Raw genomic sequence first — 14425 nt, 5'->3', positions numbered from 1 at the left:
AGGTGTACGACTTGAAGGCACTCCTGCGCGGGGTGGACCGGGGGGTCCCGCGCGAAGAGCTCTTCGACGTCATGATACCGGCCGGAGAGTTCGACCGGGCCGCGCTCCGCCAGCTCTCCGGGGCACGGGACGTAAACGACCTCATGAGGATACTGAGTACCTGGGGCAGCCCCTACGCCGCACCGCTCAAGCGGGGTTTTAAGTCCTACGAGAGAAACCGGAGCACCATCGAGATGGAGCTCGCGCTCGACAGCTTCGTCGCGGGACATTTCCTGTCCGCCGTAAGCGAGGGCACCGAAGACGGCAGGATTATACGGACAATGATCTCCACTCGCGTGGATACGGCGAACGTAATGACCCTTATAAAGGTCGGGGGCGAGGGTTTTACCGGCCCCACCCTCGCCGAACTCTTTATCGAAGGGGGAGGAGGGGGGGTAGGGGGGGGGAGGCTCAGTAAGAGTGACTTCCTGAAACTCGCCGAGACCGAAAACAGGGAAACGCTTCTGACCGCACTTGCCGGGGCCGTATCGGGCAGGGACTTTTCCGACGTGCTCCTCGAAGCGGACAGTGAGGAGCCGAGCCTCCTGGAAGAGAGGTTCGAGGAGCTTGTCTGTATGGAACTCTTCCGCGCCGCCCTCTCCGACCCGCTCTCGATAGCGCTACCGGCGGTATTTATATACATGAAGGTCCGGGAGGTAAAGAACCTCGGCACCATCACGAGGGGGAAGGTCTTCGACATACCCGAGGACGAACTGCGGCGTATTCTGATATACCCGTGGCAAAGCGCTCCAGCGTAAAGTGATGTCAGCGGCATGTGCGGCAGGCACGGCCTGCGGGACGGCGCTATAAAACCCGTGGCAAAGCGCTCCGGCGTGAGCTTTCAATATGACTGGATTAATTATCATAACACGGCCCGGCGTCTCGCTCGGCTTCCGGCTCGGGGGGTTCGAGTGCCGGGAGGAGAGGGGAGAGGACGTCTCCGCCGTACTCGAAGAAGTGGAGAGGGAAGGGCGCTACGGGCTCGTCATAATGGACGAGGAGCTTAAGGCGCGGGTCTCAAAGCCGCTCATGCGGCGCATAAACAGGAAGGGGCTCCCGGTCGTCGTGCCCGTATACATACCCGAGGCCTGGGAGGAGAGGGGCGAGGCCGAGAGCCCTGCCGTCAGGCTCATAAGAAGGGCCATAGGCTACCAGATAAAGATTAAGAGATGAAGGAGATAAGAGGGAAGATATACGGGGTCTCGGGCCCCGCGGTCGTCGCCGAAGGCATGAGGGGCGCCCGTATGCACACGACCTGCGCCGTCGGAGAGGAGCGGCTCCTCGGCGAGATAATAAAGCTCGATGGAGAGCGCGCCACGCTCCAGGTCTATGAGGATACGACCGGCCTCCGTCCCGGAGAAGAGGTCGTCTGCTCGCTAAAGCCGCTTACCGTAACGCTCGGCCCCGGCCTCCTCACCAACGTCTTCGACGGTATACAAAGGCCGCTCCACGCCATGCGCGAGGTCGAAAGGGACTTTATAACCAGAGGGCTTACCCTTGCCCCACTTGACATGGAAAGGGTTTGGGAGTTCCGGCCCGAGAGGAAAAAGGGAGACAGGGTCGGCCCCGGAGACGTCCTCGGCACTATCGAGGAGACCGAGTGCATAACCCACAGGGTGATGGTCCCCCCCGGCCCCCCGGGGACCGAAGGCGGCGTTATAAAGGAGATAAGAGAGGGGACGGTCTCCGGCGAGGCCCCGGTCTGCATCCTCGAAAACGGCGACACCATAGGTCTCTACCACGAGTGGCCCGTAAGGGCCCAGCGGCCCTTCTCGCTCAGGCTTCCGCCCAGGACCCCCTTTATAACGGGCCAGAGGGTCTTTGATACGCTCCTCCCGCTCGCCGAGGGAGGTACGGCCATAGTGCCCGGAGGGTTCGGCACCGGGAAGACCGTGGTCGAGCAGACCATAGCCAAGTTCTCGCGCGCCGAGATAGTCATCTACGTCGGCTGCGGCGAGAGGGGGAACGAGATGACAGAGGTCCTGACCGACTTCCCGGAACTCAAAGACCCCTTCACCGGGCACCCATTGAGCACGAGGACCGTCGTGATAGTCAACACCTCGAACATGCCCGTGGCCGCGAGGGAGGCGTCCATCTTTACGGGCATCACCATAGCCGAGTACTTCCGAGACATGGGCTACAACGTGGCCATAATGGCGGACTCCATATCGAGGTGGGCCGAGGCCTTGCGCGAGATCTCCTCCCGGCTCGAGGAGATGCCCGGCGAGGAGGGCTACCCCCCGTACCTCTCGACCCGGCTCGGAAGCTTTTACGAGAGGGCCGGCAGGGTCGAGTGCCTGGGAGGGGGGGGAACCGGAGGAGGTGGAGAATCCCGCACCGGCTCGGTCACGGTCATAAGCGCGGTCTCCCCGCCCGGCGGGGATTTTTCCGAGCCCGTTACGCAGGCCTCGCTCAGGTTCGCAGGAGCTTTATGGGCGCTCGATACCGACCTCGCCTACCGCCGCCACTTCCCGGCCGTAAGCTGGGAGAAGAGTTTCAGCCTGTATCTCCGACAGCTGGAGGACTGGTATGCGGAAGAAGTCGCCCCGGACATGCATGAGCAGAGGGCGAGGCTCGTCTCTCTCCTCCAGCAGGAGGCCGAGCTTAAAAAGGTCGTCCAGATAGTGGGGCTCGAGGCCCTGCAGGAGACCGACCGTATAACGCTCGAGGCCGCGACCGTGGCGAGGGAGGCCTTCCTGAGGCAGAGCGTCTTTAACCCGGACGACGCCTTCGCCACCTTCGATAAACAGTACTGGATGCTCCGGGCGGTCTTCGCCTTCCTCGACTCGGCCTTGAAGGCGTTCAAAGAAGGGGTCTATCTGGAAAAGATAATCGCAAGCCCGCTTAAGACCGAACTCATGAGGATGCAGGAGCTCCCGAACGATGGCTTCAAGGAAAAGGCCCTGGAGCTTATAGGTAAGATGGAAACGACGCTCTTCGGGATGGAGTAGCATGGACCTTATTAGAAGAGAGTACCGCACGATAAGCGACGTATCCGGCCCGCTCATATTCGTTCGCGGCATAAGCCGCGCCGGCTTCGCGGAGATGTGCGAGGTAAAGCTCCCCGACGGCGAGACGAGGAGAGGGCAGATACTTAAGATAGAAGGGGACCTCGCCGTGGTGCAGGTCCTCGAGGGGACCTCGGGCATAGACGCCGACAGGAGCTCGGTCGTACCAACGGGAGAGAGCGCCATGGTGTCCCTCTCCACCGACATATTCGGCAGGGTCTTTAACGGACTCGGAGAGCCCATAGACGGCCTGCCGCCTATCGTGCCCGAGACCCGGCTCGACATAAACGGCCTCCCCATGAACCCGACGTCCAGGGAGAAGCCGTCGGAGTTCATCCAGACCGGCATCTCGGCCATAGACGGGCTTAATACGCTCGTCCGGGGCCAAAAGCTCCCCATATTCTCCGGCGCCGGGCTGCCCGCTAACGAATTGGCCCTCCAGATTACCCGGCAGGCAAAGGTGGCGGGCGAAGAAGGGGCTGAAGAGTTCTGCGTGGTCTTCGGCGCCATGGGCATAACGTCGAGGGAGGCCTTCTTCTTCAGAGAGGGGCTGGAAGAGGCCGGGGCCATGGAGAGGACCGTCTCATACATAAACCTCGCGAGCGACCCGACGGTCGAGAGGCTCTTCACCCCGAGGATAGCGCTCCGGGCCGCCGAGTACCTTGCATTCGACAAGGGCTACCACGTGATGGTCGTCCTGACCGACATGACCGCCTACTGCGAGGCGCTCCGCGAAATAGGGAGCGCCAGGGAGGAGATCCCCGGCAGGCGCGGCTATCCGGGTTACATGTACACCGACCTCGCCATGCTCTACGAGAGGGCCGGGAGGCTTAAAGGAGGGGGCAAAGGTTCGGTCACCATAATGCCGATACTCACCATGCCCGAAGACGACATAACTCATCCCATACCGGACCTTACCGGCTACATAACCGAAGGGCAGATTGTGCTTAGCCGCGCCATGCACCGCCGCGGGATCTACCCGCCCATAGACGCACTCCCGTGCCTCTCCCGATTGATGAACCTCGGCATAGGCGAGGGCAAGACCCGTGAGGGACACCGCGGACTCGCAGACCAGCTCTACGCCTCGTATGCCAGGGGGTGCGACACCAGACGCCTCGTCGCCATAGTGGGAGAGGAGGGGCTCACCGAGCTCGACAGGCTTTATCTGAAGTTCGCCGACTCGTTCGAGGGGAAGTTCATCGGGCAGGGGGAGGAGGAGAGGGGTATAGAAGAGACTTTAACCCTCGGCCGGGAGATACTCTCGGTACTCCCCGCAACCGAACTTACGAGGCTGAAGAGGTAACGGATGGAAGCTGCCGCGTCGACAAGACACAACTTAATGAAGCTCAAGGAGAGCTACGAAGCGCTTCATGCGGGCAACGGGCTTCTTAAAGGGAGGAGAGAGTCCCTCATGCGCGAGTTCTTCGGCCTGGTGGACGAGTGCATCGAGAGGAGGAACGCGCTCTCAAAACTCCTCGCCAGGGCACAGAGGGGTTTGGAGCTCACGCGCGCGGTGGGGGGAGATACGCTCGACTCGTTCGCCCATGCCTCGGCGAGGAAGGTCTCGCTCGAGATAGAGGTCAAAAACGTCTGGGGCGTTAACGTGCCGGAGATAAGTTCTGTGCCGGTGGTAAGGCGTCTCGAAGCGAGGGGCGTCTCTCCGGTGGGCGAGAGGGCAGGGGCGCTGGACGCGGCTAAAGCCTTCGAGACGGTCGTGGACGGGATGGTAAATCTCGCCTCTCCCGAGGCGAGGCTCGGCCGCGTGGGTGAGCTTATAAGGAGCGACACGAGGAAGATAAACGCCATAGACGGGGTGGTATTGCCCGCGCTCAATACGCGCATAAGGGCCATAGAGCGGGTCTTAGAGGAGAGGGAGAGGGAAGAGGTCGTAAGGCTCAAGAGGTATAAGGAGAGGAAGGGAGGGAGGTCCCGGGGGGATGGAAACGCAGCTCGTTAATACTATCTTATACTCTGCTACTGCCTGCGGGGCGGTGGCCGGGGGCGCCTCGCTCGTGCTCGCGAGGCACGAGTGGGCCACGAAGAACTCGGTACTCTTCGTAAGTTTTTCGGCCGGGGTGGTGCTCGCGGCTGCCTTTAACCACCTCCTGCCAGAGGCGCTTCTTGCGAACCCCGACGCCCTTACGGTCGTGCTCCTGACGCTTGTGGGTTTTTACATCCTCGAGCACGTGCTCGCCATACACTCCTGCCGCGAGCACGAGTGCGAGGTACACTCCATCGGCGTCCCGGCGTTCGCGGGCATAGCCCTGCACTCGCTCATGGACGGGGTCGTGATAGGCGTGGGCTTCGAGGCGGGCCCCTCCATAGGCCTTGCCGCCTCCGCGGGCGTGGTCCTCCATAAGATACCCGTTGGGATAGCCATTACCTCGATACTCCTGCACTCGGGCTATGAGAAAGGCAAGACGGCCCTTATGGCCGGGGTAGTGGCCCTGGCCACCCCGCTTGGCGCTCTCGGGGCGTATCTTTTGATACGCGAACTGGCAGCCCCCGTGCTCGGCGCGCTCCTGGCCTTCTCCGCCGGCTCTTTCATATATATAGGCGCCGCCGACCTGCTGCCCGAGACGCACAAGAAGCTGAACCCCGCCAACATACTGCTTGTGCTCGCGGGGGTGGTTCTGGTATATATAATAACTTAACTTAAAGGAGGCCCGGGACGGTGCCTAAACGATGCCCGGGACGGTGATCTAACGATGATCGAACGGTACGGAAGAGCGGAGATGACGCGCATATGGGAGCCGGAAAACAGGTTCTCCAAATGGCTCGAGGTGGAGCTTGCCGTCTGCGAGGCGTGGCAGAAAAAAGGGAGGATACCGTTAAAGTCGCTCCGGACGATTAAGCGGAAGGCGCGCTTCGACGTAAAGGGGATAGACCGGATAGAGCGGACCGTAAAGCACGACGTCATAGCCTTCCTGACGAACGTCGCCGGCTACGTGGGCCCGGACTCGCGCTACATACACATGGGCCTTACCTCCTCGGACGTACTCGACACCTCGCTGGCGCTACTCCTTAAAGAGGCCTCGGACCTCATAATAGAGGATATCGGGGCGCTCCTTAAGGTGCTGAAGAAGAGGGCGCGGGAGCATAAGTTTACCGTCATGGTCGGCCGCTCGCACGGAATACACGCAGAGCCCACCACCTTCGGCCTCAAGGTGGCGCTCATGTACGATGAGATGCAACGGAACCTCGAACGCGTTAAGAGGGCAAGGGAGGTCATTTCGTACGGAAAGCTCTCCGGGGCCGTGGGGACGTTTTCCACCATACCGCCGTCGATCGAGAGCCGGGTCTTGAGGAAGCTCGGCCTTAAGCCCGAGCCCGTCGCCACGCAGGTGGTCCAGAGGGACAGGCACGCGGAGTTTTTTACAACGCTTGCCCTGGTCGCCTCGTCGATAGAGAAGTTCGCAGTCGAGATACGTCACCTTCAGAGGACCGAGGTGCTCGAGGTCGAAGAGCCCTTTACGAAGGGACAGAAAGGCTCCTCGGCCATGCCGCACAAGCGTAACCCCGTGCTCTCGGAGAACCTTACCGGGCTCGCCAGGCTCGTCCGGGGATACTCCCAGAGCGCGATGGAGAATATACCGCTCTGGCACGAACGCGACATAAGCCACTCGTCGGTGGAGAGGGTCATAGCCCCGGACGCCACGGTCCTCATGGACTTCATGCTCGCGAGGTTCACGGGGCTCATGGAGGGGCTCGTCGTCTACCCGGAGAACATGCGGAGGAACATGGACGGGCTCGGGGGGCTTATCTTCTCCCAGAAGGTGCTCCTTACTCTCATCGATAAGGGCATGACCCGCGAGGACGCCTACAAGGTCGTCCAGCTGAGCGCCATGCGGGTCTGGAAGGCCGGAGTGGGGAGGGGGGATAATGAGTTCAAGGTGCTCCTCCTGAAAGATAAAGAGGTCAGGGCGAGACTGAAACCCCGCGAGATCGAGCGGTGCTTCGACCTGAAGCCATACACAAAACACGTGGACTACATATTCAACAGGGTCTTCAAAAAAAGGTAGGCGGATGGAGAAGATGGAAAAAACGGAAAAAAAAGAAGAGCTATACGAGGGCAAGGCCAAGATAATATACTCGACCAACGACCCGGAGCTGAGCATCATGCACTTCAAGGACGACGCCACGGCCTTCGACGGCAAGAAGAAGGGGACCATCGTGGAGAAGGGGGTCGTAAACAACGCCGTCTCGTCGAGGATATTCGAGTTCCTCGCGGAAAAAGGCATAAAGAGCCACTTCGTCGAGAAACTCTCCGAGCGCGAGATGCTCGTTAAGAAGCTCGAAATAATCCCGGTCGAGGTGATTATCCGTAACCTCGTGGCCGGAAGCCTCGCAAAGCGGCTCGGCGTGGAGGAGGGGACCGAACTGAAGGAGACCGTCTTGGAGCTATGCTACAAGAGCGACGAGCTCGGGGACCCCTTTATAAACGGCTACGTCGTCAGGGCAATGGGCTTCGCCACGGCCGAAGAGCTAAAGATAATGACCGACACGGCGATGGAGATAAACGGGCACCTGACGAAGTTCTTCGACGAGCGCGGCATACTGCTCGTCGACTACAAGCTGGAGTTCGGGCGGCATAAGGGGGAGGTGCTCCTCGGGGACGAGATAACCCCGGACGGCTGCCGCCTGTGGGACAAGAAGACCCGCGAGAAGCTCGACAAGGACCGCTTCCGCCGCGACCTCGGCAATGTCGAGGAGAGCTACCGGGAAGTCATGAAGAAGGTCCTGGCGTAGCCATATAAGGAGGAGATATTGCGCTGTCCCAGGTGTAAAGGAAATAACGACGACGCGGCGCGCTACTGCAGCCTCTGCGGGAACGAGCTTCCGCACGGGGCTCACGGGGCACGCGGGGAGCGCGCGGCGTCGGAGGGTGGGGAGGGGGGTGATGGGGGCATAGCCGCGCTCGGCGAGATGGCCGTGGTGCAGCTCGTCTTCTTTTCGCTCTTCACCTTCGGCATATACTCGGCCGTGTGGTTCCTGAAAAGGCTCGAGGCGATAAACAACCTCCGCTCGGAAGTGAAGATCGGCGAGGAGCCCTTCGGCTTCATAATCGCCGGGTCCATAGTCAATATAGGGCTGGTCCTCTTCGTTGCGGCCTCCGGCGAGCCGGCTGAGTCCCTGTCGACGGAGAACATCCTCATGGCCTCCGACCTGCTCGGGATAGCCGTACAGGTGACCATGATAGTACAGTGCTTTAAGTTGAGGTCGGCGCTCGTCGACCACACCGGCGGCGAGCTCCATATCTCCTGGGTATGGACGATACTCTTTACCGTCTTCTACCTCCAGCACAAGATAAACAGGCTCATGGAGCAGAGTGGCAATGAAAGCGAACGTATATATCACCCTTAAGTCCGGAGTGCTCGACCCGCAGGGGAAGGCCGTCGTGGGGGCCTTGAAGTCCATGGAGTTCGGCGAGGTAAAGGAGCTCCGGATAGGCAAGTTCATGGAGGTGGAGCTCGATTGTGCCTCCGCCGAAGAGGCCGAGACGAGGCTCAGGGATATGTGCGAAAAGCTCCTGGCCAATACGGTCATAGAGGACTTCAGGATAGAGATCGTGGATGGAGGGGGAGGTAAGTGAGGTTCGGGATAGTGGTCTTCCCCGGCTCCAACTGCGACCACGACTGCTACCACGCGGCGAAGCACGTCATGGGCCAGGAGGCCGAGTACGTCTGGCACAAAACGCGGGAGCTCGGGAAGTTCGACTGCCTTATCCTGCCCGGCGGCTTCTCCTACGGCGACTACCTGAGGCCCGGCTCCATAGCCGAGTACTCTCCGATTATGGAAGAGGTGAAGAGCTTCGCCGACAGGGGGGGGTACGTGGTCGGGATATGCAACGGCTTTCAGATACTTACCGAAACGGGGCTCCTGCCCGGCGCGCTCATGAGGAACAGAGGGCTCAAGTTCATATGCGAATACGTGAGCCTCAGGGTGGAGAACGACTCGACCCCCTTTACCGGAGCGTATAAAGAGGGACAGGTGGTCCGGATCCCCATAGCCCACGCGGACGGCAACTACTTCGCCGACGACGAGACGCTGGAAAGGTTGGAGAAGAACGGTCAGGTCGTCTTCAGATACTCCACCCCGGACGGCCGTGTCGTGCCCGAGGCGAACCCCAACGGCGCGCTCGGCAACATAGCCGGGATCATAAACGAGGCCGGGAACGTCATGGGCATGATGCCGCACCCCGAGAGGGCGAGCGAGGCGGAACTAGGCTCCACGGACGGCAGGGGGGTATTCGAGTCCGTAATCGCGTCCCTTGGCGTGCGCGGATGACTATTGGAAAGACAACGAGGTGGGCTGCCATGGTACTCCTCTCGGCCGGCCTCCTCTGCCTCCCGGCGCTCTGCGAGGCGAGGTCGAGGACGACCGTAACGGTTACCATAGGCGGCTCGCTCATCATAGGCGGGGCCTACCTGGCCTGGCGGCTGGCGTTTTCGAGAAGTTCGTCGAAAGGCAACCCGGCCGGGGATACGGTCGCCTATGCGGACGTCTACGATGGGGATATAGGGCGAGCGGAGGGCGTGGGGGGGCCGGAACTCCCCGTACCGGAACTCCACCTGCCGCTCTTTAATATGAGGTTTTAGATGGAAAACGAAAGTCGGCTTAAGCGAGCACTCGATAGCGGGGAGTTCGTCGTAACCGCGGAGATATGCCCCCCAAGGGGGACCGACGTCAAGGGGTTCCTCGACAAGGCGCGGCTCCTCAAGGACAGAATAGTCGCGGCCAACGTCACCGACAACCAGCGGGCCGTGATGAGGCTGTCGAGCCTCGCATGCTCCGCGCTTCTTATAAAGGAGGATATCGAGCCGGTCTTCCAGATGACCTGCCGGGACCGGAACCGGCTCGCCATCCAATCCGACCTCCTGGGCGCCTGGGTCCTGGGGGTGAGGAACGTCCTGGCGCTCACCGGAGACCACGTCTCCTTCGGCGACCACCGGGAGGCCAAGGCCGTATTTGACATGGATAGCGTACAAATGGTATATACTATAGGGAGGCTCAATAGCGGAAAAAACCTGAAGGACAGGGAACTCCGCGGCGGGACGGGATTTTTCACGGGGGCGGTCGTAGCTCCCGAGGCCGAGCCGTTTGGGCCCGAAGGGCTCAAGTTCCGGAAAAAGGTCGCGGCCGGAGCCAAATTCTTCCAGACCCAGGCCATATTCGATATGGACGCCTTCAAGAGCTTCTTCGATGAGGCGGAGAAGCTGGGCGCAAAGGTTTTAGGCGGCATACTGCTCCTTAAGTCCGCCAAGATGGCCCGCTACTTGAACGAGAACGTACAGGGGGTCAAGGTGCCGCCCGGCCTTATAGAAGAGCTCGAGGCCGCACCGGACCAGCTCCGTAAGGGCTGCGAGATAGCCTCCCGGCAACTAAGCGAGTTGAAAGAGTTCTGCCACGGCGCGCACATAATGGCCATAGGCCGGGAAGAGAGTGTCGTGGAGATAATGGAAGGTGCGTGAACCGGGTTTACCCGAACAAAGGAGGTAGGAAGATGAAGAGGATAATAGCGATAGTATTCTCGGCGCTGCTCGTCCTTTCGAGCGTGTCTCCGGCCCTGGCCGGTGAGATAAACAGGGAGCCCTCGGGCGAGGCGATGATATTCGACGTGCTGCTCGTAAGGCCGCTGGGTATCGTGGCCTCGGTCTTCGGGACGGGCCTTTTCATTGTGTCGCTCCCGTTCACCATACCGACGAAGAGCGTGAAGATGGCCGGGAAGAAATTGGTCTCCGAGCCCCTTGCCTACACCTTCAAGAGGCCGGTCGGGGATACCAGAGACATTAAGTACTGAGCTACTCCTCCGGGGCCTCCGGGGGTACGGGGGAGGGGGCGGGGGGAGTTGAGGTAACGGGCTCCGTGCATTGAGGGGCCGCGGTATCCGTCTCTACGGCGGGGGAGGGGGGGGAGGGTATACGCCCTCCCGCCGCCACGAAGACGGCCTCTTTGTTCCCGTCCGGGTTGTCGAGCGTGAGGGAGTCCTTCGAGCTTACGTGAAACGCCTCGCCCTCGCCCACGCCAACACCTACGCCCACGGATGACCCGCCGCACGAGCCGCTGATCCGGAGCCTTCCCTTCACCACGTAGACTATCTCCTCGCAGCCCTCCCCGGGCGATACGCGTCTGCCCGTCTCGCCGGGCCTGAGCCTTCCGTAGGCGAGGTATACCGCGCGGCTGCCGAGCTCGTCGTGGCCGAGAAGATACTCCCCCCCCTGGTTCGCCTCCGTTAACTTGGGCAGCCGGTATATCTTCATGCCATCGATTCCATCGAGTCCCTGAAGTGTTCCACGAAGTCCTCCCCGTGGAGCGGCCGTATTACTATCCACTTCCTCTTCTTGTCCAGCACCAGCTCGACCTCGGCCCCGGGGATGAGCTCAAGTTGCCTCAGGTACTCCCCGGGCAACGCCACCCCCTCTTTACCCTTGTCGATCTTTATTATCCTGTCCTTCATAAGCCTCCTTGGTGTCTGTGGTACTTTCCAGCTTAAAACGTATCTTCATATCTTAAGTTCCATAGGGCGGGTAGTCAAGCCATTTCCACCACCTGCGGTGGGGCGATTACCGGTAAGTGGTAGTCATTTCGACCCTCGTTGCAGATGCTTTACGCATACACCGTCGCCTGTGCTCCAGCACCCTGAATATTTTTAAATGGGCATAAGTAAGTTATTTATCTTTGGGCATCTTTAAATGTAGTAAAGGGGGCATCATTGAGGCTGTTTCAATTTCTGCTCCACCGTCAAGGGCGTATGGCATGAAGGTTGTAATTGGGCCGCATATGGCGTTAACCGTGCGGCATCATTGAGGGTGTTTCAGATTCTATAGCACCGTCCGGGATTATTGGGCCTTAATGTTGCAAAGGGCCGCATACGCGTTAACCGTGCGGTAGCACCCTTGACAAAGCGGCGCAAAGAATATTACACTATATAAAGTCGGTTGTGTACATCTTACAGGCTACTCTCATCGTATGAATATGGATAACGACAGCCCCGACAAGGGGAGACCTAGCATAATAAGGCAGAAGTACTTCGTAGCGCGGGAGTTGCAGCTCACCATCGCCTTTCTGGTGGTTGTTGCGCTGCTGGGAGGGATCTTCCTCCAGTCCGTCTCCGCCGCCCTGACCGAGTACCTCGATGTAAAGACGCCGGCGCTCGGCATATTCCTCATTCTCGGCTACGTAGCGCTCGTGGCGTTCCTCTCCATAGTCTTCTCCCACAGGCTCGTGGGCCCCTTTAAAAGGCTCGAATACGAGATGAAGCTCATCAAGGCCGGGGAACTGGACAGGAGACTTTCGCTCAGGACGAACGACGACAGCCAGGTCAGGATCTTCATCGAGCACGTGAACGACCTCATAGAGGACTTCGAGGCGATGAGTTCCGACTATAATAAAATGAGCAGCGACGCCTCCATCGCCATCGCCGACGCGATTGACGACCTCTCGGAGGAGAGCCCCGACCGTGAGAAGCTGAAAGAAGATCTCAAGGCCCTCCAGAAGCAGCTCCGCGAACTGAGGGAGAAGTGGTAACGGCCGCCGCGCGAGCCCTGCCCCGATGGAAAAGAGAAGAAAGCTCCCCGTCCTCATAGTAACGTCCGTCCTCCTTCTGCTTTACGTATCCTACATAGCCGTGCAGCGAAGACCCGTCCAGGTCGAAGAGAACGTCTGGCACTACAGCGTCAAGAAGGTCATAGACGGCGATACTATAGCGGTCTACGGCGGGGAGCGGGTGAGATACGTCGGTATAGACACCCCCGAGAGGGGCGAGCCCTTCTATCGCGAGGCCACGGAAAGGAACAGGGCGCTGGTGCTGGGGGGAGCGGGGGGAGGGGGGGGAGGGGGGGGGCGGGTAAGGCTCGTGGTGTGCGGCGAGGAGCCGAGGGACAAGTACGGAAGGCTCCTCGGGTGGGTCTACGCAGGCGGGGTGCAGGTCGAGGAGGTCCTCCTGAGGGAGGGACTTGCCAGGACCCTTACCATACCGCCGTGCGGGCTAAAGAAGGAAAAGGAATATAGCGGCTACCAGAGGGAGGCCAGGAGCAGGGGGCTCGGGATCTGGGGAGGGAAGGGCGGGGGGCCGGAGGCCACGCCACCCCCCCCGTCCCGCTAACGTAACGTGCCGTGCGTGAGCGATTTGGACCCTCTTGACATGAAAGCTGGATTGCTCTATAATTAGAACTGATGTTATCCGGAATAAGAAAACTGTCGTTTGTCGTCCTTCTGGCGGTCCTAATGGTTTCCTTCCAGTCGAGGGCCTTTGCGGAGGACGCCGGTCCGGGCAATGCCGAGGTCTATAAGAACCTCATAAACCCCTGGATAGAGAGGTGGTTCAAGGATCACGCCCTGGAAGTCGACCTCGTGAATAATGTCAGGATAGAGCGCGAACTCGTCGGTAAGGACCTCCACGACTTCGAGGCCATGGGGGGCAGCAAGAGGCGCTATACCGTAAGGGTTCTCTACCTGGTCAACATCACCGACAGGAACGCGAAGATGAAGGTCTGGGGCTTGAAGGAGCAGAAGATAACCTTCCTGGTGGAAGGGACGAGGCTCAAGGACTACTTCCCCACCGAAGATTCATGGAGAGGCGCGCCCCGCTACTCGGAGATGGCGGGCACCGTAGGTATCTGAACTTCCGGCGATGCGTTTTGTCGACGACGTTTTGCGCGCAAGACGTCGTTTGGAGCCGACTTCCAGAGAACATTTCGTCCCGAACATATTTTTTCCATAATCCCGGCGGCGTACCCAAGTGGTTAAGGGAGCAGTCTGCAAAACTGCCATTCAGCGGTTCGAATCCGCTCGCCGCCTCCATCTTTTTGTCCTTTTGGACCCGCCGGGGGTTCATTGGTATGACCTTGCAAGCCCGTCTTTAACCCAAGACCATTTCAAGCTGATTTACATCTTCGCACGTTCATACTGTTTCGGCCAGGCCAGGTCCACGCCAACTTTTTTTGCAGCCAGGAGCGGCCAGTAGGGGTTTCTTAGAAGTTCCCTGCCGAGCGCCACCATGTCTGCACGCTCCTTTGCTATGACCTCGTCAGCAAGCTCCGGGGCCGTTACGAGCCCCACTGCCGCGGTTTTTACACCGAGCATTGTTCTTATCTCTTAAGAGTAAGGGACCTGATAGCCCGGCTGTCCCGTATGCATCTCCATGGGGACAATACCTCCTGATGAGACATGCCAGAGGTACACACCCTATCTTTTAAAAGTGTTACCATCTTTATCGTGTCATCGAGTTCTACCCCGCCCGCGGCCCTCGTTGTGTAATGGATAAGGTGCCAGTCTTTCACCGTGCCGTCAGAGTCCGCGGAATACTGGCACATGGGCGCCATAATTATGCGGTTTTTGACCTCTATATCCTTAAGGGTAATTGGGGTGAATAGTTT

At 59.8% G+C, this 14425-nt stretch carries 21 protein-coding genes and 1 tRNA gene; 18 read left to right on the top strand and 4 right to left on the bottom strand.

Annotated elements, in window-relative coordinates; all coding sequences use genetic code 11:
* The 14 genes from V3W31_01385 to V3W31_01320 form a co-directional block, all read left to right on the top strand.
* On the top strand, positions 1–797 hold a 797-nt coding region (locus V3W31_01385), incomplete at its 5' end, for a V-type ATPase subunit (GenBank protein MEE9613591.1).
* Between the two features lie 88 nt (positions 798–885).
* Positions 886–1212, top strand: a complete 327-nt coding sequence (locus V3W31_01380) for a V-type ATP synthase subunit F (protein MEE9613590.1) — start codon at positions 886–888, stop codon at positions 1210–1212.
* Positions 1209–2990 (top strand): V-type ATP synthase subunit A, encoded by a 1782-nt coding sequence (locus V3W31_01375; protein ID MEE9613589.1) that lies wholly within the window; start codon positions 1209–1211, stop codon positions 2988–2990. The genes V3W31_01380 and V3W31_01375 overlap by 4 nt, the downstream gene beginning before the upstream one ends.
* Before the next feature lies 1 nt (position 2991).
* Positions 2992–4350, top strand: a complete 1359-nt coding sequence (locus V3W31_01370; protein ID MEE9613588.1) for a V-type ATP synthase subunit B — start codon at positions 2992–2994, stop codon at positions 4348–4350.
* 3 nt (positions 4351–4353) lie between these two features.
* Positions 4354–5004 carry a V-type ATP synthase subunit D gene (locus V3W31_01365; protein ID MEE9613587.1) on the top strand — a complete coding sequence of 217 codons (651 nt, stop codon included), beginning with the start codon at positions 4354–4356 and terminating at the stop codon, positions 5002–5004.
* Positions 4985–5701 carry a ZIP family metal transporter gene (locus V3W31_01360; protein ID MEE9613586.1) on the top strand — a complete coding sequence of 239 codons (717 nt, stop codon included), beginning with the start codon at positions 4985–4987 and terminating at the stop codon, positions 5699–5701. The genes V3W31_01365 and V3W31_01360 overlap by 20 nt, the downstream gene beginning before the upstream one ends.
* Before the next feature lie 54 nt (positions 5702–5755).
* Complete coding sequence (gene purB, locus V3W31_01355) at positions 5756–7069, top strand: adenylosuccinate lyase (protein ID MEE9613585.1); 1314 nt, start codon at positions 5756–5758, stop codon at positions 7067–7069.
* Between the two features lie 13 nt (positions 7070–7082).
* Complete coding sequence (purC, locus tag V3W31_01350; GenBank protein MEE9613584.1) at positions 7083–7796, top strand: phosphoribosylaminoimidazolesuccinocarboxamide synthase; 714 nt, start codon at positions 7083–7085, stop codon at positions 7794–7796.
* An 18-nt stretch (positions 7797–7814) separates the two neighbouring features.
* Positions 7815–8411 carry a DUF4234 domain-containing protein gene (locus tag V3W31_01345; GenBank protein MEE9613583.1) on the top strand — a complete coding sequence of 199 codons (597 nt, stop codon included), beginning with the start codon at positions 7815–7817 and terminating at the stop codon, positions 8409–8411.
* Positions 8383–8640, top strand: a complete 258-nt coding sequence (gene purS, locus V3W31_01340; GenBank protein MEE9613582.1) for a phosphoribosylformylglycinamidine synthase subunit PurS — start codon at positions 8383–8385, stop codon at positions 8638–8640. The genes V3W31_01345 and purS overlap by 29 nt, the downstream gene beginning before the upstream one ends.
* Complete coding sequence (gene purQ / locus V3W31_01335) at positions 8637–9335, top strand: phosphoribosylformylglycinamidine synthase subunit PurQ (GenBank protein MEE9613581.1); 699 nt, start codon at positions 8637–8639, stop codon at positions 9333–9335. The genes purS and purQ overlap by 4 nt, the downstream gene beginning before the upstream one ends.
* 29 nt (positions 9336–9364) lie before the next feature.
* Positions 9365–9646: a hypothetical protein gene (locus tag V3W31_01330; protein ID MEE9613580.1), complete on the top strand. Its 282-nt coding sequence runs from the start codon at positions 9365–9367 to the stop codon at positions 9644–9646.
* Entirely contained in the window at positions 9647–10519 is an 873-nt protein-coding gene (locus V3W31_01325; protein ID MEE9613579.1) for a methylenetetrahydrofolate reductase, read from the top strand. It begins immediately after the preceding gene.
* A gap of 32 nt (positions 10520–10551) precedes the next feature.
* The gene (locus tag V3W31_01320; GenBank protein ID MEE9613578.1) at positions 10552–10848 is read left to right on the top strand and encodes a hypothetical protein; all 297 of its coding nucleotides are present in this window, start codon (positions 10552–10554) and stop codon (positions 10846–10848) included.
* Between the two features lies 1 nt (position 10849).
* On the opposite strand, the gene V3W31_01315 is transcribed toward V3W31_01320, so the two are convergent.
* Together V3W31_01315 and V3W31_01310 are read right to left on the bottom strand one after the other, a co-directional pair.
* Complete coding sequence (locus tag V3W31_01315) at positions 10850–11308, bottom strand: hypothetical protein (protein ID MEE9613577.1); 459 nt, start codon at positions 11306–11308, stop codon at positions 10850–10852.
* On the bottom strand, positions 11305–11505 hold the full coding sequence (locus tag V3W31_01310) for a hypothetical protein (protein MEE9613576.1): 201 nt from the start codon (positions 11503–11505) through the stop codon (positions 11305–11307). The genes V3W31_01315 and V3W31_01310 overlap by 4 nt, the downstream gene beginning before the upstream one ends.
* A 512-nt stretch (positions 11506–12017) precedes the next feature.
* On the opposite strand from V3W31_01310, the gene V3W31_01305 reads away from it, so the two are divergent.
* The 4 genes from V3W31_01305 (at position 12018) to V3W31_01290 (ending at position 13850) form a co-directional block, all read left to right on the top strand.
* Positions 12018–12575 (top strand): hypothetical protein, encoded by a 558-nt coding sequence (locus tag V3W31_01305; GenBank protein ID MEE9613575.1) that lies wholly within the window; start codon positions 12018–12020, stop codon positions 12573–12575.
* 25 nt (positions 12576–12600) lie between these two features.
* Positions 12601–13152 (top strand): thermonuclease family protein, encoded by a 552-nt coding sequence (locus tag V3W31_01300; protein MEE9613574.1) that lies wholly within the window; start codon positions 12601–12603, stop codon positions 13150–13152.
* A gap of 71 nt (positions 13153–13223) precedes the next feature.
* Entirely contained in the window at positions 13224–13670 is a 447-nt protein-coding gene (locus V3W31_01295; GenBank protein MEE9613573.1) for a hypothetical protein, read from the top strand.
* Positions 13671–13774: 104 nt separating this feature from the next.
* Positions 13775–13850: transfer RNA gene (locus V3W31_01290), tRNA-Cys, on the top strand.
* Between the two features lie 84 nt (positions 13851–13934).
* Here the strand turns inward: V3W31_01290 and V3W31_01285 are convergent.
* A complete protein-coding gene (locus V3W31_01285) occupies positions 13935–14132 on the bottom strand; it encodes a hypothetical protein (GenBank protein MEE9613572.1) in 198 nt (65 codons plus the stop codon).
* A gap of 5 nt (positions 14133–14137) precedes the next feature.
* Positions 14138–14425, bottom strand: a 288-nt coding sequence (locus V3W31_01280; GenBank protein MEE9613571.1) for a hypothetical protein, incomplete at its 5' end; no start/stop codon positions are given.

Source organism: Thermodesulfobacteriota bacterium (assembly GCA_036482575.1).
Lineage (GTDB): Bacteria > Desulfobacterota > GWC2-55-46 > GWC2-55-46 > JAUVFY01 > JAZGJJ01.
This window is presented reverse-complemented; position numbering and strand designations above follow the sequence as displayed.